General features: G+C 38.3%; 13 protein-coding genes and 1 pseudogene. 4 read left to right on the top strand and 10 right to left on the bottom strand.

Annotation, left to right across the window (positions count from 1 at the left end; all coding sequences use genetic code 11):
- Positions 1 to 6 precede the first annotated feature (6 nt).
- The 8 genes and pseudogenes from AC21OH_RS06465 to AC21OH_RS06430 form a co-directional block, all read right to left on the bottom strand.
- Complete coding sequence (locus tag AC21OH_RS06465; protein WP_487371211.1) at positions 7 to 1,164, bottom strand: polysaccharide pyruvyl transferase family protein; 1,158 nt, start codon at positions 1,162 to 1,164, stop codon at positions 7 to 9.
- A complete protein-coding gene (locus AC21OH_RS06460; protein ID WP_487371212.1) occupies positions 1,164 to 2,258 on the bottom strand; it encodes a nitroreductase family protein in 1,095 nt (364 codons plus the stop codon). Before AC21OH_RS06460 ends, AC21OH_RS06465 begins: the two co-directional genes overlap by 1 nt.
- Positions 2,242 to 3,573, bottom strand: coding sequence for a flippase (locus AC21OH_RS06455; protein ID WP_487371213.1), 1,332 nt, complete (start codon positions 3,571 to 3,573; stop codon positions 2,242 to 2,244). Before AC21OH_RS06455 ends, AC21OH_RS06460 begins: the two co-directional genes overlap by 17 nt.
- A 218-nt stretch (positions 3,574 to 3,791) precedes the next feature.
- A pseudogene (locus AC21OH_RS06450) lies at positions 3,792 to 5,405 on the bottom strand (polysaccharide biosynthesis protein).
- Positions 5,406 to 5,713: 308 nt separating this feature from the next.
- Positions 5,714 to 7,963: a polysaccharide biosynthesis tyrosine autokinase gene (locus AC21OH_RS06445; RefSeq protein WP_487371214.1), complete on the bottom strand. Its 2,250-nt coding sequence runs from the start codon at positions 7,961 to 7,963 to the stop codon at positions 5,714 to 5,716.
- Between the two features lie 76 nt (positions 7,964 to 8,039).
- The gene (locus AC21OH_RS06440) at positions 8,040 to 8,471 is read right to left on the bottom strand and encodes a low molecular weight protein-tyrosine-phosphatase (RefSeq protein ID WP_487371215.1); all 432 of its coding nucleotides are present in this window, start codon (positions 8,469 to 8,471) and stop codon (positions 8,040 to 8,042) included.
- Positions 8,472 to 8,641: 170 nt separating this feature from the next.
- Positions 8,642 to 9,793: a polysaccharide biosynthesis/export family protein gene (locus AC21OH_RS06435; protein WP_487371216.1), complete on the bottom strand. Its 1,152-nt coding sequence runs from the start codon at positions 9,791 to 9,793 to the stop codon at positions 8,642 to 8,644.
- A 694-nt stretch (positions 9,794 to 10,487) separates the two neighbouring features.
- Positions 10,488 to 11,474, bottom strand: coding sequence for a glutathione S-transferase family protein (locus AC21OH_RS06430; protein WP_487371217.1), 987 nt, complete (start codon positions 11,472 to 11,474; stop codon positions 10,488 to 10,490).
- A gap of 521 nt (positions 11,475 to 11,995) precedes the next feature.
- Between AC21OH_RS06430 and potA the strand changes: the two genes are divergently transcribed.
- From potA to AC21OH_RS06410, 4 genes are all read left to right on the top strand, one after another.
- Positions 11,996 to 13,186 (top strand): spermidine/putrescine ABC transporter ATP-binding protein PotA, encoded by a 1,191-nt coding sequence (gene potA, locus AC21OH_RS06425; protein ID WP_487371225.1) that lies wholly within the window; start codon positions 11,996 to 11,998, stop codon positions 13,184 to 13,186.
- Positions 13,179 to 14,135, top strand: coding sequence for a spermidine/putrescine ABC transporter permease PotB (gene potB, locus AC21OH_RS06420; protein ID WP_487371218.1), 957 nt, complete (start codon positions 13,179 to 13,181; stop codon positions 14,133 to 14,135). The genes potA and potB overlap by 8 nt, the downstream gene beginning before the upstream one ends.
- Before the next feature lie 11 nt (positions 14,136 to 14,146).
- A complete protein-coding gene (potC, locus tag AC21OH_RS06415) occupies positions 14,147 to 14,923 on the top strand; it encodes a spermidine/putrescine ABC transporter permease PotC (protein ID WP_487371219.1) in 777 nt (258 codons plus the stop codon).
- A gap of 88 nt (positions 14,924 to 15,011) precedes the next feature.
- The gene (locus AC21OH_RS06410; RefSeq protein WP_487371220.1) at positions 15,012 to 16,211 is read left to right on the top strand and encodes an ABC transporter substrate-binding protein; all 1,200 of its coding nucleotides are present in this window, start codon (positions 15,012 to 15,014) and stop codon (positions 16,209 to 16,211) included.
- Between the two features lie 37 nt (positions 16,212 to 16,248).
- On the opposite strand, the gene AC21OH_RS06405 is transcribed toward AC21OH_RS06410, so the two are convergent.
- Positions 16,249 to 17,406: a glycosyltransferase gene (locus tag AC21OH_RS06405; protein ID WP_487371221.1), complete on the bottom strand. Its 1,158-nt coding sequence runs from the start codon at positions 17,404 to 17,406 to the stop codon at positions 16,249 to 16,251.
- A 24-nt stretch (positions 17,407 to 17,430) separates the two neighbouring features.
- Complete coding sequence (locus AC21OH_RS06400) at positions 17,431 to 18,744, bottom strand: hypothetical protein (protein WP_487371222.1); 1,314 nt, start codon at positions 18,742 to 18,744, stop codon at positions 17,431 to 17,433.
- Positions 18,745 to 18,749 lie beyond the last annotated feature (5 nt).

Genomic DNA, 18,749 nt, shown 5'->3' with positions numbered 1-18,749 from the left:
AAAAAACTATTGAACTATTTTATTTATTTCATCAAATACTAGCTGCCACATTTGTTCTGATAATTCCTTTAATACGTTTGATCTCTCTGTAAGTTGTTGTTTTAAGGTAACCAAGCTTTCAGACTTTATCAACAAATCTATTTTTTGATGCAACTGCTCATCTGAATCGAAAACTGAGACCAAACCTTCTTTAAACATATAATCTTCAAATAGCCTTTGATACTTATGACTCCAACCTGTAGCCAGAGAAGGTACTCCTTGAGATAACGCACTCACCAAACCATGAAATCTGCTGCCAATGGTAGCATCACATGAGCCCAATATACCTTTAATATGCAAGGGATCAGTCTCCGTAATAATGGGTATACCACCTACAGCTTCAGATATTTTTTCTGCCAGCATTCGGTCATTATTACCCTCATGTACTAAAATAAAAGGCTGCTGGTTTTGTGCTACTAGATAATCTGCACAGCGAATCATGAAGGGAAGATAAGCATCCCCTTCTTTCTGACTAGTCATATCAATCATTCGGTAATTAGGCACTAAAGCAATACGCTTATTACTAGCATCATATCCTTCAGGCAATGTACCTTTAATTAAATTTGTAAAGTCTGGAAATTGTTTTATTTTATCTTGCTCACCAACTAAATCAGTTAAGTACTGATAAGAGTCTTCTTCGCGAGGGAAGATTAAGTCAGCGTTCTTAGCCCAAATCTTAACGTACTTTTGAATTTGTTTGTCTTCAAAAGGTCCTAATGCTTGAGGCAGCATTATTAACTTAGTGCCGTTTTTATTCCATTTTTTACTAGAAGCGCTTAACTCCTTACTAGTATTAACACCCCATTGATCGCTGTATGAAAACCCTGCTGCATCAAGGACGACATCAACCTCACTATTAAAAACTAAGCCATACCTTTTAAGTAAAGTCTTTTTTGGTATAAAGTCTGCAATTTGGCCAAGATCAATGCCTTTTCTCCATAACCAAGCTTTTGGATAAAGATTTAATTTTCTCATTTTGTCATAAGTATCTTCAGCCCCTCCCCATATAGGAGCCATTGTAATCTTGGCGTTAGGGTACTGGTCCTGTAATTTCTGAACAATGGCATGTAGCATCAGCTCTGCGCCTTTATTTACAAAGCCTGCTTGTCTAACTTCAATAATCATTAGCTAATATCCTTTAAAATTAAAGTATTATCTTTTTTCTGAGAGTAGGGGATGCCTCCTGTTGGGTCTGCATAGCCAACAGCCATTAGCATTAAAATTCTTTCGTAATCTTCTAATTTGATAATTTTTCTAATTCTCTTTTCGCGTTCCTGAATATCTGGCCAGTTAATAGGACATGTCGATAAACCTAATGTTTCAAGTGCTAGCATTAATTGCATTACAGCAAGTGAGCCATCGATATATATAACATGGCGATCTCTTTCTGCTGGATAAGCGGATAAATCGCCGACAACAGCGATAATTGAAGGAAGGTTTTCTGCAAACCCAGTTGTACCCATGGCGCAATCGGCGATTGCAATCGTTTTTAGTTTGTCATTACAAAATAAAAAACGATATGGTTGACGGTTACAAGCTGAAGGTGCAAAGCTTGCGATATTAGCTGCCTTTTGGATCAATTCAATCGGAACGGGCTTATCTAGATACCAACGTACAGATCGTCTGCTAATGAATAATTTCTTTAATTCTTCAAACTCAATTGTAGATGAAGGCAAATTCTTAAAGGGATAAGGCGTAAAACTAGAAGTGTCATTTGGGAATATAGGTAAAATCGGCTCAAAGTTTGATACATTTTGTCTAGCACTAATATATATTTTTCTAGCACTATCTGTTATTTGTGTAGAGCCTACAACTTTAAAGTACTCATCTAGTACATCGGTTGCCCATTTTTTTTCTGTATTAGCTAAAATTGACGAGTTTATTGCATCTTTATAACATTTTACGGTTTCTAGGATAAACCCTTCACCAAAGATATTTCGTCGAGGCTTCATTATTAACCCTTTTTCAATACGATGGGTATTGCGACGAAGAAGAGCACAACTTTCGCCAATATCGTGCAAAGACTCATAATAAGCTTTACGACCTTTTAAAACAGACTGGTGCTCTTCCGAGAAATCACCTTTGATAAGATAAAATAAGTTAGATAGTAGCTTAGTTTTTGAAGCAATTCTGACACTATTTAACTCAATCTTACTGTTGGTGCTTCTAATGCTTCTAACGACAGATTTTGGGATTATCCTTTTAAGAGTTTGTCTCATTTATAGGTCTCTTGTATATTAATGAATGTAAAAACATGGCCTTACACATCATCCAGAAAATAGGACGAGTCTTTTTATTAAAAAGCAGAGCGAAAAATGAAGAGCTTGCATAGGAAAATAATGTTGCATATGCTGCTCCCATTACGCCATATTCATTGATCCAAAAGTAATTTAATAAAATATTAATTAGCGCACCAAAGCCTTGGGTAATTAAAGAGAAAACAAGAGCATTTTCAATTAAAATCCATCTAGAGAATAAGGCACGCATAAATATAAATATTGCCGCCCAAATATGAACGGTTAGGACGCTTGAGCTAGCCAAGTATCTTATACCAAAGAATGTTCTAATTAACAAGTCACCGCCTAAGCTAACAACCAATGCGACAGAAAAAGCAATTAAGTATAACGCACTAAAAAGTTGTTGTAACCTTAGAAGGTATTGATCGTTATTTTCTTTCTTAAGTTGAATTAACTTTGGAAAGAATGAAGCAACTATCGCTGATGGAATAAAGTACCATGCCTCTGAAAGTTGTGCAGCCACAGCGTAAATACCTACCTGCTCGGTACCTTGATACCACTTTAACATTACCTGGTCCATCTTTAAGTTAAGAATAGCGAAAATAGAGCCAGCAAAAACCAACCAACTTTGACTCAATAATTCTAGAGCTTTAGATTTACTGAATGACCAACTTTTAAGTGGTAATGTGGAAACAGCTTTGTAAAATATTACTAGTAATAAACCCAGTATGATTACTTGAATAACATTAGTAACTATAAAGTAAATTAAACCTAGACTCATAAAAATAAAAGCCAGCTTTAATGATGCAGAGATAATTAAACTAGTCAGGCTAGCAATAGATACATACTTAGACTTAACGAAAGATTGGAACCAGTAATCTATTATATCTGTGCAACTTAAAATCAAAGTAGCTCCAGCAATGGCAATAAGTAAGAACTCATGACTGTAATAGCCTTCATAAAGATAAGCATATATTAATAGACCTATATACCCTACCGTCATCCCTATTAACTTCAAGCCAAGAGTAGTGCCTAATATCTGGCCCGTCTTTTCAGGATTCTTTACCAACTCTCTAGTAACAAGTCCTGCTAGTCCCATATGTCCAGCCACTGAAAAAAGACTGACCATCGACATTACATAAGAATAGGTACCATAGTCGCTTGGACCTAAGTGACGTGCTAATAATACCGCTACTACAAAGCTTAATCCTAAGCCTATAAATTTATCACCCATAATCCATAGTGTATTATTGAGGTATTTTTTCAAGCTCTGATAATATTTACTTATTCTATTCATGTAAGTAACTTGTTTAAAATTAATTAGAATGTATGCATTGAACTATTAAATGAATAAAAATTATTTAGCACTGAAAGCTTAAAAAATATTAGTAGTAAATATTATTTATACAGGCCATAAAAAAATTAAACTATTCATAAGGTTCGTTTTTAAGGACTACAGCCATCAAAATAATACTTAAAATACAGTTTGGTCCAATTTAAATTGTGTTGTCGGGTTTAAGAAGATAGCTCAGATAAAGTTGTTTCAATCTTATTTAATTCAAAGGGGAGTACCATTGATTGCATTATTAAAGGGTGATAAGTCGACACAATATTGTAATTGACAATCATAAGTTCCTCATACAGTTTCTCTCCAGGACGTAGACCGCTAAATACGATCTATATATTACCGACTGGATGCTGCTTATCTTTGATTTGATAGCCACTTAAATGAATCATACGACGAGCTAAGTCTACAATTTTGACAGGGTTTCCCATATCGAGTACAAATACCTCGCCGCCTTGTGCCATTGCACCAGCCTGAATGACTAGATTTGCCGCTTCTGGGATAGTCATAAAATAACGGGTAACCTCAGGATGCGTCACCGTAATGGGCCCACCATTAGCGATTTGCTTAGTAAATAAAGGAACAACAGAACCTGATGAACCGAGCACATTACCGAAGCGAACCATACTAATACGAGTCTTAGGTAGTTTAAGCTGTACAGTTGCTTGGCGTTGTTGCTTTGCTAGCTCTTTGCTATATCCTTGACACACCAGTTCTGCTAAACGTTTAGATGCGCCCATTATATTGGTTGGGCGTACTGCTTTGTCAGTTGAAATCAGCACAAAGGTCTCAACCTGAGACTCAATAGCCGCTTTGACACAATGATAAGTGCCTTTGGCATTATTAATAGCCCCTTCAAAAGGATTAAATTCTACAATGGGCACGTGCTTATAGGCTGCCGCATGATACACGGTATGTATGTCATACTGTTTAAATACTGTGGATAACTTATCTTGATTGTTTACGTTTCCCAAAAGGGCGATGATCTCAGTTTGCTCACGATCTAGGTGCTGAGCTTGCCAAGCGAGTAGATCTTTATGGATAGCATATAGCGCGTATTCAGACAGCTCATATAGTACCAAACACTTAGGACTATTTTTGATAATTTGACGACACAGCTCACTGCCAATAGAGCCACCCGCACCAGTTACCAATACATTTTTATGTTCGATATTTTTTGCCAGTAATCTTTGATCTGGTTCCACCGTTTGCCGATCCAGTACATCAAGTATATCGACCCGGCGCATGGTGCTAACTGTGACTTTGCCTTCGGCGATTTCATGCAGGCTAGGCAGCTGTTTAATCTTAACTGACATTTCGGTTAAACGATCAATAATCTCACGGCGTCGTTGGCGACTGACAGAGGGCATCGCCAAAAATACTTGTGCGACCTCAAGGTTCTCTACTAATTTCTCAATATTTTTAGTAGCATAAATTTTTTTATTAAGGATATGGCCGCCAATAAGTCTAGAATCGTCATCGACAAAGGCGAGCACTTGATAGCGCGGTGAGTCTTGTAATGCATCCAAAAGTGCCGTACCAGAAGATCCTGCTCCATAAATAATAACATTATCACGTGGGCCAATTTTATCTTGATATACGGGTTTGCCTTGTAAACGTAATAATAAATCACGTAAGAATAGTCGACTTCCCCAAAGCCAGATAAATAGCAGAAATAAATATAGTAGGGGAACTGAACGTGGAATACTGCTAATAAGATCAAGTAAATATACGGTAGTAAAAGCTACCAGTATAGCGATAAATAACCACATAACTTTACGCATATCTGTGTCAAAGAAGATGCGCGTAACTCCACGATAAAAGCCAATTAAATAAAGACCTACAATAGGAACTAAAGCATAAATTGAAAGCAAAAAAGGACTTGCGTTAACATCTAATACACCTTGACGTAGGGATAGTGCTAAGAATAAACATAATATAGATATAAAATAATCTGCAACTAATAAAATCAGTTGCTTCGCTTTACGCGGTAATTGCAATAGCCTTTCAGCCAGCAATCCCAAATTATTGTCTTTATGAGTACTATTCATTATTTATCACAACTTAATACGTTTATACCGTCATATCTAAGCTAGTCTTTAGAATTACCATAAGCATAACTATAATGATAGTTATATTTACTAGTTATACCCTGCACCATATCATTTAATACAATACCGTCTACGGTTACCCCACTTTTAGTCATTTGATTCACTGCATATGCAACCTGACCTTCGATTGATTGATTGTAACGGGTAATCATAAGTACTTTATCAGCATACTGTGCTGTTATAATCGCATCAGATACTGCTAATACTGGTGGCGTATCGATAATGATATAATCATAGATAGTGCTTAATTGTGCCAACATATTACTAAACTTATCAGTAGATAGAAGCGACCCTGGGTTATTAGGGTGTTTACCACGTGGCATGAAGTCTATGAATTCAAAGCTAGTTGCATGAATAAAGCTAGTTAATGTTGCGTTAGGCTCTGTTAAATAGTCTCCCAAGCCATTACGTTGTTCAATGGTGAAGATTTTGTGAAGTTCTCCACGACGCATATCACCGTCAATAATAATTACTTTCTTATTTAACTGAGAGAAAGTCTCGGCCAGATTAGATGAGATAAAAGATTTGCCAATACTGGGAGATTCACCAGAGATGACAATGACTTTACCAAGCTTTGTGGCTTCGTCTTCATCAATATTATCTAAAATTTTAGCGACTTTAGCGACCGGTGGCATCGCAAATATAAGTGAGGTGCGTAGACTCTTGATACCTTCATAGCTTTGTCCATCATGATCTACCATTGCTAGCAAGCGACGATTATCTTTCTTACTAAGGTTAAAGGAAGTCTTAGATCTAGGAATAGTCGCGATAACGGGTACACCTGTCTTCGCTTCAAGCTTGTCAGGATCTTTAATGGTATTACGCAATAGGCTTTTTAATAAGATGATTAAAGCGCCTAGCATAGACCCTAGTAAAGTTGCTAATACCCAAATTATTAAACGCCTTGGTGCTATAGGCTCGTAAGTATTGATTGGGGTATCAACCACTCTAACATTACCAATTTCACCCGCTTGTGCAATCTTTAATTGTTCAAAGTTCTTAAGCATAGTGAGATAAATCTCACGGTTTATCTCCATGTCTTCCGACAGCTGTAAAAATTCACGTTGAACATCGGGTAAATTCGATACCGTATTTTTAATTTCTTGACGTCTTTTATTGAGCACATCAAGCTGATCATTTATTTGAATGACTAAAGGATGCTCGCTGGTATAGTACGTTAATAGTTCCGCTTTTTTAAGTTTTAATTCACTTAAGCTACGTTCTATTTGTGCACTTTCTTGAAGCAGTATTTCTGCTTCTTTAGTCACATCAATGGTACCGTATTCTTCGCGAAAGTCATTAAACGCTTGTTCAGACTGCTCTAACTTCTGCTTGAGATCAGGAATTTGAGACTGCATAAACTTTAGCGTGGTCGAGGTTTGTTCCGTACCACGTGCTAAGTTTTGATCGAGGTAAGATTGAACCACATCACTTAATACACGACTGACTTGATTTTGATCGTTACCAGTTAAAGCTAATTGGATAATTCCTGTTTTATCACCCTTTTCAGATACATATAGATTGTTAATTAACTCTTCTATAGCATTGGGTTTAGAAAGTTGGGCTATACTAAAAGTGCTACCCATCGGTAATGCAGACACATTAATACGGATGTCACCTTCAGGTGTCTTTAAGGTAACCGGTGACCCTATAGTACCCTGATAACTTAGCATCACTTCATTAAACTCTATGCTAAGCTCAAAACCAGACTCAGTTGCCATTAACGTAAAATATTTGTCTTTAAATGATCTAGGTACATCAAATACTGTGACAGTTGCAGTACCGTTATCAGTGTCAAGATAAACCCCTTCTTCCGTGCTAATTTGCGTCGGCACTCTAGACTGCGCAATACGATCTAAAAACCCAATCTCAGCATTATTTAAGCGCATGTCCAAATGGAGCTTGTCTACAACAGGCTCTAAAACCATACGGGATTTTATTAATATGCTTTCCGTCTCTGCCTGACTGGTACTTTCACCAACAAGATCGGATATATTAGAACCCAGTGCGGCTAACCCTTGCGACTTTTCATCAACTTGAATCAAGGCATCTGTTTTGTAAGTCGGCTGAACATAACGGCTATACGTTATACCAAGTGCAAGACCTAATAAAGCTAACGCTAATATCGTTTTCCATCCACTTAGGATAACCCATAGCAAAGCAAGTAGATCAATTTCATCATCTGGTTGCGTCATAGACTTATTAGAAGAGGGTGTGGTTTGAGTGCTCATATATTAGGTAGCTATATAGTTAATAATAGTAAATAAATAGTTCTTATGTTTAAAATTTTTTTATTCGGGCTTTAGATTAAACCAGTTTATCCTGCCACTGCGCCAACCCATTTTTTATATCTTTATAGGCTGTTTCGAAGGCAGACTTATCCAATTTATACGGATCTGCTATATCCTTGCCTGACCAATGTCCTATCTTAAAGGTTTTACCACGGCAAAACGGCCATTGTGATTCAATCCATTTGGTTTGACTGTCTGTCATGGTCAAAATCAAATCTGCCTCTAACGCCAGTTTCTCATCGATTTGCTTTGCCGTATGTTTGGTGATGTCTATATTCTGCGCCGCCATAATATCAATAGATTTCTGATCGGCAGGATGACCAACCAAAGCGCCAACGCCTGCCGAATCTATCTCTTTATTCGGAAACCTCTGTTTCAACAACGCCTCGGCAATCGGGCTTCTACAAATATTACCGACACAAATTACTAAAATATTTTCAAAAGCCATAATTTAATTATCCAAGATTTTTAATCAATTCATATTGAAATTTGAAATAGTGAATCCTAATTATTGAATTCAAATAACCAACTATTATGTACAGTATTTGAAGCTATTGACTATAAATCGCCAAACTTATGGTCAAGTTAAATTGGTCAAGCTAAACGGGTCAAGATAATCTATAAACTAGAAATCTGTCTAATAGCTGAGGTTGACGGTAATATCGAATTGATAAATCTAGACCAGCGCGTTAAGCCCGTTGGATCGACATATACAATATCATTGGGCTGCATTTTAAAGCGATTGGCCAATGCTAAATTGGTTACCGTTTGCAAATTAACCTGATAAATATCTGTATACGATTGACTGCCATAATCTCTAACGATATAAACCTTAGCCGCATCCGCTGTGTTTGAGTTTAGGCCTCTGGATTGACCGATGACTTGCGTTAAGGTGATGCCTTGATCTGGAATCTCTAACGGTTTTATCTCACCAAATTCGCCCAATACATAGACTTTATTACGATCACGGCTTTGTACACGTACTGAATCACCATCTTGTAAATATATCTGACTGGGGGAAATTCCCATATCTTGTAAGTCAGTTAAGCCTAATTCGTACTGAGTACCATTACGAGTTAGAATGACGCTGTTTGTGTCACCGTCAGTTGTTGCGCCCCCTGCCATAGAGATAGCACCATAAAGCGATACGGGTGCATCAGCGATATTAAATTCGCCAGGTTGTCGCACTTCACCGTCTATGAAAAACTTACTGCCACGATAATTAACGATTTTAACTTGTGGATCGGGATATCTTAAATAGCGCTGCAATTGGCTGCGTAATTTTTCAGTAAATTGGCTAATGGTTAAGCCACTCGCTTGAATTCGTCCTATTAAAGGGAATTGAATATAGCCTTGTTGATCGACCGGGTAGCCTGATGCGTAGGGGTTAGATGCATTCACTGATGTAGTGTTGGGAGGCGTTATTTCAGGATAGCCAATCAAATTAATATTTAAGATATCACTGCTTGAGATGCGATATTCTGCACCACGGCGGTTATTCAATAATTCATTGACGCGGGCATTTTTTTGAGGGGAGGTTTTATAACTCGCAGTTTGGTTATTAACTGAATAAGATGACGATGCGGGTAAATTTGCAAGCGTTAACGGTTGAACATTAAACTGCATACCATTGTCTGCGACAAACGCACCATAAGCAGGTAGCTCACCTGATTGCAAACCAGAATTGATCGACGTACATGATATTAAACCAGAAAATCCAACGACAGCGGTAAATAGTTTAAGGGTAGTCATAGCTTGATTGGTGCTCATATACATCCATCCACAAATCACAATAACGTTGATTCAGTTTAAAATACAGTATTTAACGTTCATTAATAACGAATAAATAAGCTAATTAATATAAAAGTTAATAGGTTCTATTTATCGCAATAAGGATAACATGCTTTAAAACAAAACTTATTATTTCCCTGCAAAAATATTTGGGTAATATAACAAATGTCATCATCATTTGCTTGAAAAAATAATTATGATTGTTTGTTATCAATCAATAATAAATCATAAAAAGCTTTGTATGCCAACTTTTGCAAATCTTTGAACTATTTATCATCGATGATATTCTTATGCTATCAATAGGTATTAGTTTTTGATGACCGAATTTGCTTTATTACTTTAATTTTTCTGCCTTATTTTAGGGCAACTGCCTAAGACTATCATTTAATTTAGACGAACATAAGCTTTTATGTGACTAAAAATTAGGCTAAACCAACTCCATATTTTGTTATTAATTGTTTTATATACAAATTTTAGCTATTTTTAGTTTTTAGACATCAATTATAGGATTCCATAATAAAACCCAGTTTAAGCATTTTGCTTAACTGGGTTAAATTATAAACAAACAACACACCATCTATGACATAGATTTTATTTGCTTAATAGCTGTTTGATTAATAGCTGTTTGCTTAATAGCTATTTGCTTACTAGCTATTTATTTTTTATTAAAGAGCTATTTACTTAATTTTTCGCGGCCGTGTTCAGACATAAAGTCAATTTCGGGGCCAAGTGGTACGATCAAGGTTGGATTGATCGTATCGTGACTGGCATAGTAATGCGTTTTAATGTGATCCATATTAACCGTTTGTGCCACGCCCGGTACTTGGTACAAATCACGGGTATAGCCCCAAAGGTTGGGATAGTCCACAATTCGTTTGATATTACATTTGAAATGACCGACATATACAGGGTCAAAACGAACCAATGTAGTAAACAAACGCCAGTCTGCTTCGGTTATGGTGTCGCCTGTGAGATAACGCTTGTCGGCTAAACGGGCTTCGATAGTATCAAGCGCGTCAAACAATTGGGTGACCGCTTCGTTATAAGCCTCTTGGGTGGTGGCAAAACCAGATTTATAGACACCATTGTTGATATTAGGATAGACAAAGTCGTTTATCTTATCGATTTCATCACGCAAACTCTCAGGTAAAAAGTTCACGTCTTTATTACCACCAACGTCATCAAATGCAGAGTTGAACATACGAATGATTTCTGATGATTCATTACTCACTATTGTATTGTTCTTTTTATCCCATAATACGGGTACAGTAACCCGTCCTGTATAATCTGACTTAGCAGCAGTATAAATCTGGTGCATATAATCAGCATCAAATATGGGATCAGGGATAACGCCTTCATCCTCATCAAACGTCCAGCCATGCTCATGCATGAGTGGATGAACGACTGAAATAGGAATGAGGTCTTCAAGGCCTTTGAGCTTTCGATAAATTAAAGTACGGTGCGCCCAAGGACAGGCTAAAGAGACATATAAATGGTAACGGTTTGGTTCCGCTTTAAAACCTTCGCTACCAGAAGGACCTGCGCTGCCATCGGCGGTCACCCAACTTCTAAAACGTGCTTTATCTCGCTCGAAGCGGCCGCCCGTTGAGTCGGTATCGTACCATTTGTCTTTCCACGTACCATCTATTAGTAATCCCATTGGATACTCCTTTTAGTTTTACTTTTATATTCAAAAAATTTTTATATAAGAGTTTATGACATGACGCTATAATAAAGATTCTGATAATGAGTTTAAACAGAGAAATGCGTAACTAATTGTTCTATTAAACATAACAAAGCATAGTTAAACTCTTATTTTATTATCTAATATATACACAATGTGACTGAGAAAAATTTACTTTTTTAATTTGCTTTATTATTTTGCTTTTTAATTTAAGGCATCGCTTTTAAATCAACTCTATTTCAACGCTACTTAATAGACCCTAAATAATCAGTTAGAAAGCCCTATAATTTATTAGATTTCAAATGTAGTTTTTTAAAGAATTCTAGGGTAGGATATTGCCACATTTGAGCTCGGTATATTGTGAACGTCTGTTAACTAGTGTATGGGCTTTAATATATTTATTTAGATTTAAAACCCTATTATGATACATAAGTCTTTAGGCATACGTGTTTATGTCAATTGTTCTTTATTGCCTTTATTCTACATTACCTCTAACCATGAGTGAGACTGTTTCTATGCCGCCTAACGAACTTTCTTCTGCGACTTCGCCTCCTGATTCTAAACTTCAAAAAGCACCATCAAATTCAAAAAGCACCTTACTACAGATCCGCGGTGTCAGTAAGTCATATGATGGCACTTCTGTTTTAGACAATATCGATTTAGACATTTATGATGGGGAGTTTCTGACGTTATTAGGTCCATCAGGGTGTGGTAAAACCACGTTACTGCGTTTGATAGGTGGCTTTGAGATGCCCGATACGGGATCCATTGAGCTTGAAGGTTCGAGCATTAATCATTTGCCTGCTGAGAAACGTCCGATTAACACGGTGTTTCAGCAGTATGCGCTATTTCCACATATGACGGTATTTGAAAATATTGCGTATGGTTTAAAATTAAAAAAAATCCCAAAAGCTGAAATAAATCAGCGCGTTAAAGACGCTCTGGCCATGGTACAGCTCGAACATACCCTAAATAGACGACCTCAAGATTTATCTGGTGGACAGCAGCAGCGCATTGCAATTGCTCGAGCTGTGGTAAACAGACCTAAGATGCTGTTACTTGATGAGCCCTTATCTGCACTGGATGCTAAGCTGCGGGTACAAATGCAATCAGAGCTAAAGCGCATGCAGCGTGAGCTTGGGATTACCTTCGTGTTTGTAACGCACGATCAAGAAGAAGCGTTGTCCATGTCTGATCGTATTGCCGTCATGAAAGCGGGTAAGTTTCAACAGATTGACAGTCCTATTGGCATTTATGAATCGCCTGCCAATTTATTTACGGCAAACTTTATTGGTGAAACCAACTTATTTAAAGCGTGCGTGCTTGAAGTCAACGACAGCCGCATTAAAGTAGAAGTCACTGAGCAGTCAGAAGGTTATCACCCCATACGCGATCTGCCAAAACCAAAATTTGATGTCAAAATTGGCCAAAGTATCAATCTTTTACTACGTCCAGAAGACATTCGGGTGTATTACTTAAACGAAGGATACGATGGACTGGTGGGGCATGTGATTGATAGTGCTTATAAAGGCAGTACGCTAGATTCAGTGATAAAGCTCCAAAACGGCAATATGATTAAAGCCTCTGAGTACTTTAATGAGGACGATCCTAATTTTGATTACAAACTTGGTCAAGAAGTTCGAGTAGACTGGGTCGATGGTTGGGAGTGGATTTTACCGGATGAATAAATCAACTGTACCTGATAACGCAAACTCAACGCCAAACTCAACATCTGACTTTAACTCTACTCTTAACACTATCTCTAAAAGTAGTAGCGCTTCGGTGCCCTTATTTCAACGTGTGTCATTACTTATTATATGGGCATGGTTAATTATATTTGCATTGACTCCTAACTTATTGGTAGTGCTTGCAAGCTTCTTAACCCGTGACAATGATAAATTTTTGTCTCTACCGTTAACCGCCGACAGCTACTTACGCTTTGCCGATCCTTTGTATGTTAAAGTGTTTTTGCATTCATTAAGCATGGCATCTATCACCACGATCATTTGTTTGTTGCTAGGTTATCCATTTGCGTGGCTGGTAAGCCGAGTATCTAAACGTTGGCAGACATTTCTAATGCTGTTATTAATCATTCCTTTTTGGACCAATTCATTAGTGCGTCTGTATGCGGTCAAGTTGATCATTGCTGCTAACGGATTATTGAGTACCGCATTAATAACGATGGGCATTATTGATGAGCCATTACAAATCCTGTATACGCAAAAAGCCGTGATAGGCGGACTTGTCTATCTGTTGTTTCCTTTTATGGTATTGCCACTTTATGCGGTGTTTACGGACATGCGTGATGATTTATTGCTGGCATCGAAAGATCTGGGCGCAAGTAAGCTGCAAACGTTCTGGCATGTGGTGTTGCCTTTGACAACCCCAGGTATTATTTCGGGCGTACTTTTGGTGCTGCTTCCAGCGATGGGGATGTTTTATGTGGCAGATATCTTAGGTGGATCACGCAATTTATTGGTGGGTAATATTATCAAATCACAGTTTTTGGATGCGCGCGACTGGCCCTTTGGTGCGGCTGCCAGTGTGTTACTGACTTTGACGATGGCGATATTAATAGCAGCGTATTATGCCAGTAGCAAACGTATCGGCAAGACTGATTATAATGAAGTGGCTTAGGGGAGGGCAGTATGAATAGTAGTCTTAAATGGCTGTCTCGCCTATATTTGGTGCTGATTTATATCATTTTATTTGCGCCGATCTTGGTCATGGTGGTGTTTTCATTTAATGCCTCCAAAGTTGGGTATCATTGGGGCGGTCTGAGCCTAGACTGGTATCGTGAACTGTTTAATAACGAAGCCATGATTCAAGCGGCTATAAATTCAGTTATTTTAGCTGTGGTGGCTGCAACAGTGACTACCCTTATTGGTGGCCTGACCGCGTTATCATTTCAGCGGTACGATATTAAGGGTAAAGGCGTCCTACAAAGCTTGCTGTTTGTGCTCATGATGTCGCCTGAGATTGTACTGGCTATATCATTATTGGCATTATTCTTAATCATAGGTATTGAGCTTGGGTTTGTGACTTTGCTGCTCGCACACATCACGTTCTGCTTGCCATTTGTGGTCATTACCGTTTCTGCACGTTTATCAAGCTTGGATAATAGTGTTATTGAAGCGGCACGCGACTTGGGTGCTAGTGAGTTTACGATGATTCGCACAGTTTTGGTTCCCATCATCATGCCAGCGGTATTGGCAGGGTGGGTATTGGCATTCACCTTATCGCTTGATGACGTGGTGGTATCGACGTTCAATACCAGTGCAAGTTTTGAGATATTACCCTTACAAATTTATTCGATGGTACGCGTTGGGGTCAAACCTGAAGTAAACGCAGTGGGTACCATACTACTGGTTATCTCTTTAATAGGCTTGGTGATTGCACAGCTTTTATTACTAAAAAAACGCTAGAGACTCAAAAGCAGCGTTTAATAGACTAATAAATAGCGATAGCAGTTATGGTATTGCAGAGATGGCGTTAGAAAGTTAAGGAATATTGATGTCAAATGAAGTAGGTAAATTTAATAAAAAATGCAAACCTAATAATAAATCACTAAGTCGACGCCGATTTTTAGAATTAACTGGCTTTGGGGCGGCTTCGCTAACAGGTATTACAGGTATAACGGGCCTAACCAGTATGGGGGTGCTAACAGGGTGTCAACCTAATAGTCCGGAGATTGAAGAAGATACCCTCAGTTCAGATACACGAATCGATTCGGACAATGTGGTCAACGTCTACAATTGGACGGAGTACATCGCAGACAGTGTCTTAGAAGCATTCACTGAAGAGACAGGCATCGATGTGGTGTATAGCACGTTTGACTCCAATGAAGCGATGTATGCCAAGCTCAAACTTATGGGCAATAGGGGGGATTATGATGTCATATTTCCCAGTACGGATTTTGTCGATAAAATGCGTAAAGAGAGCATGCTCGAAGCCATCGATTTAGACAAACTAGATAACTTCAAATACTTAAATCCAAACTTTCTAGACATTCCTGTCGATCCGAACAATCAATATAGCATACCGTATTTGTGGGGATCATCGGGTATTGCGGTAAATACCAACCGTGTTGATTTTGAAGATATTACTTCGTGGGAAGATCTGTGGCTACCTAAATATAAAGGTAGGGTAATGCTAATGAATGACATGCGCGATGTGTTTGGGTTTAGCCTATTAACCCTAGGTTATTCTATGTCTACCGAAGACCCTGAGCATATTAAAGCGGCTTATGAGAAGCTTGCTAAAATGATGCCCAATGTACGTACGTTTAATTCAGATGCACCCCGCATGCCGTTTTTGGAAGGGGAGACCTATCTAGGTATGGTGTGGAATGGCGAGGTGATCATGGCGCAAGATGAAGGGATGCCGGAGCTTGACTTTGTGTACCCAGAAGAGGGCGCTATTATGTGGATGGACAATATGTGCATACCTAAGAACGCTAAGAATGTTAAAAATGCACACACTTTCATAAACTTCTTACTGCGACCAGAGAATTCTGCAATTATTAGTGAAGAGATAGGGTATGGATCGCCAAGCGACGCGGCCAAAGAGTTATTGCCCCAAGAAATTGCGAACAATCCGATTATTTATCCACCCGATAAGTTATTAGGACATGCTTTATTCCGAGGTGATGTAAGTGATAAAACTATGGCACTATATCAGCAATACTGGGACCGCTTAAAAGTAGACATGTGATTTAAACAGGTTATCGAATTAAACGTCCTCAAAAAGTCTATACATAAGCCGCATTGGGGCAGTGTGCTTGCTGTAATTCGGTATCCGTTGCTGCTCTTAGCTTTTGGATAGGAGATGACTGCTGCTTATCCCACTTGATGAGCTGCATAGCTGCAAATTGTTCTAGCCAGCCTGTCATCGGCCAATGTTGCCACTGTTTATAAAAGCGATTGGCATTGATAATAATACTGTCTAAATGGTTTAAAGGGGGTCGATAGACACCGTGTTGTTGATGATAGACCACATCCCCAGTCAAATAAAACTTAATGCCTAATTCGCGAGCACGAAAGCTAAAGTCCGTATCTTCAGCGCCATAGCCTATATATTGCGTATCAAACCCGCCAATTTCATCAAACTTATGGACGTTTATCGCAAAACAAAGACTCCAAAACGCGCCATAGTCATCTGTTTGTATCATGGGTGTTTTAAAACTTGAGGCATCGCTGTTAACTTCAAAATTGCTATCTTTAAAATTACTATCTTCAAAACTGTAATCTTCAAAATTATTCTCGTTAAAATTATTTTCTTTAAAATTGCAGTCTTCAACCCTACTGTCTTCAAAATTACTGTCTTGAAAGTTACTGTCTTCAAAGTTACTGTCTTCAAAGTTACTATCTTCAAAGTTACTGTCTTCAAAGTTAAAGCGGTAAGGATTGAACACCGACATTGCATTGAGTTCGAACACTGACAATTGACCACTGCGTAGCTTCACACATTCACTTTCTGATAACGGGCGTTCCAAATAGCGAGGTTGACCCATGAGCAGCGCATCGGGATAGTGTGATAATTTAAATGTCAATTGTTCTATAAAACTGGGTGCCACAATACAATCCACATCTAAAAAAATCAGTGCATTCTGGCTGGCATGTTTGGCGCCCAAATTACGATTGTGACCGATATCGAATTTAGTTTTAACCCTGTCTTTATTAACTAATGTCCTGCTAGTAGGTATCTTGACTATATTTAAGGCATAATCATCCAATAGGGATTGATCCGCATCATCATTAACGATAATAACCTCAAAGGGCTTTATTGTACCGACTTCTAAACTACTCAGCAGATTATACAAATGCGTGTTACGACCATAGCAGGTCGTGATGACACTAACCGCTGCCGTATTTTGATCCATTATCTTAATATTGTGAAGTGTGCTCATTATATGCCTATCTAAAATCGTTTTTTAAGAGTGTTTATTAGGTTTAAGATTAAGCTGTGGCAACAACCAATGATCAAACCAAGGTTTGACTTTAGTATATTCAGATAAACTCTGCACAAAGCATCGAGCCTGAGATTTTTCAATCGATGCCTTAGATTGTATACCATTGTATTGCGTGGCTAGCTGGGCCCGGGTATCTAGAAAGGAATTGTTTTCCTGATTCAACTGCTTAAAAGACTCATTTAAATAGGTTTGCCAAGTTGTAAAGTCTTTAAGTGCTTGTGCGCCGTGTTCCGACATAAGCTGTTCATATTGATCCCAGTCCATCGCGCGATGCTGCGCAATAAGTGCTTGCGCCATAAATTCTTGTTCTTGATGCGGACGTTCATCAGGCAATACGACCAATGGTACTGCCACATCATAAACTTGTGCAATTGAATTTAGTCCGCATGCCATAATGACACAGTGACTATGTTCTATATAAGGCATAACATCGTCAACATGCTCTGCTAAATCTACATAAGATCGAACCTCTTCATCAATAGGCCCAAGAGATATAATATATGCTTCGGGTAATAGCTTGCGTAGGGTAGCAAGTCTTTTATCTATCGCTGCATGACCGCCATAGCCTTTGATGACTGTAACGATAGTACGATCTGATAGGTTTAGAGTTTCTGAATTGTTATCGGGTTTAAATGATTCAACACTATCCGTCGACTGAACGCCTTGACTATCGTGCATTGATTGTAAATTGACAACGAATTTAGCAAACGATTGGCTATGGGCTGAGTTAGATTGAATAAAATCCAAATATAGTGATTTTCTAGATAGCCAATTTGGCGTTATATTAAGATCTAAAGCTTTGGGGTAAGGTACTACCATTGCAAGTGCACCGGCAAACGCAGATAAATGGGGTAGATCATCACGACGTCCGGGTAGTCTCACATACAAATAAGGAATGCTGGCTGCACGGCATAACATGGCAATTTCAACACTGACATCCACGATCATAAGTGTAATATTGCGCTCATGAATTGCTTGAATGATTTGATAAGAACGAGTTTGGATGTCTGAATTACCGACAGGCGAGTAATGCAAACAATGAGGTTGCCAATACTCACCAGCGCGGCCTGGAAGCACATCATCCGGGCGCTCATCTTCAGCGTTAAGTCTAATAACCTGTGTTTCGGCTATAGAGCTAAACTGATAATCATGAGCGGGCACGCTTGTGAAAACAGTAAATTTATATCTCATTTCAGACGACATCAGGCCCGCCAATTTATCTGCCATTCGGCAATGACCAGACCCATGATGATGTGCATAGTATCCTATATTCATTAAGC

Source organism: Psychrobacter sp. CX10 (assembly GCF_057621575.2).
Note: the sequence above shows the minus strand (reverse complement) of the source record. Positions and strands in the feature narration are given on the sequence as shown.

What these genes read in the sequence shown, in the direction of transcription:
- potB (WP_487371218.1), top strand. Translation starts at nt 13,179, where the DNA reads ATGAATAAATCAACTGTACCTGATAACGCAAACTCAACGCCAAACTCA.
- AC21OH_RS06455 (WP_487371213.1), bottom strand. Translation starts at nt 3,573, where the DNA reads ATGAATAGAATAAGTAAATATTATCAGAGCTTGAAAAAATACCTCAAT.
- AC21OH_RS06400 (WP_487371222.1), bottom strand. Translation starts at nt 18,744, where the DNA reads ATGAATATAGGATACTATGCACATCATCATGGGTCTGGTCATTGCCGA.
- potA (WP_487371225.1), top strand. Translation starts at nt 11,996, where the DNA reads ATGAGTGAGACTGTTTCTATGCCGCCTAACGAACTTTCTTCTGCGACT.
- AC21OH_RS06405 (WP_487371221.1), bottom strand. Translation starts at nt 17,406, where the DNA reads ATGAGCACACTTCACAATATTAAGATAATGGATCAAAATACGGCAGCG.
- AC21OH_RS06435 (WP_487371216.1), bottom strand. Translation starts at nt 9,793, where the DNA reads ATGAGCACCAATCAAGCTATGACTACCCTTAAACTATTTACCGCTGTC.
- AC21OH_RS06460 (WP_487371212.1), bottom strand. Translation starts at nt 2,258, where the DNA reads ATGAGACAAACTCTTAAAAGGATAATCCCAAAATCTGTCGTTAGAAGC.
- AC21OH_RS06410 (WP_487371220.1), top strand. Translation starts at nt 15,012, where the DNA reads ATGTCAAATGAAGTAGGTAAATTTAATAAAAAATGCAAACCTAATAAT.
- potC (WP_487371219.1), top strand. Translation starts at nt 14,147, where the DNA reads ATGAATAGTAGTCTTAAATGGCTGTCTCGCCTATATTTGGTGCTGATT.
- AC21OH_RS06465 (WP_487371211.1), bottom strand. Translation starts at nt 1,164, where the DNA reads ATGATTATTGAAGTTAGACAAGCAGGCTTTGTAAATAAAGGCGCAGAG.
- AC21OH_RS06445 (WP_487371214.1), bottom strand. Translation starts at nt 7,963, where the DNA reads ATGAGCACTCAAACCACACCCTCTTCTAATAAGTCTATGACGCAACCA.
- AC21OH_RS06430 (WP_487371217.1), bottom strand. Translation starts at nt 11,474, where the DNA reads ATGGGATTACTAATAGATGGTACGTGGAAAGACAAATGGTACGATACC.
- AC21OH_RS06440 (WP_487371215.1), bottom strand. Translation starts at nt 8,471, where the DNA reads ATGGCTTTTGAAAATATTTTAGTAATTTGTGTCGGTAATATTTGTAGA.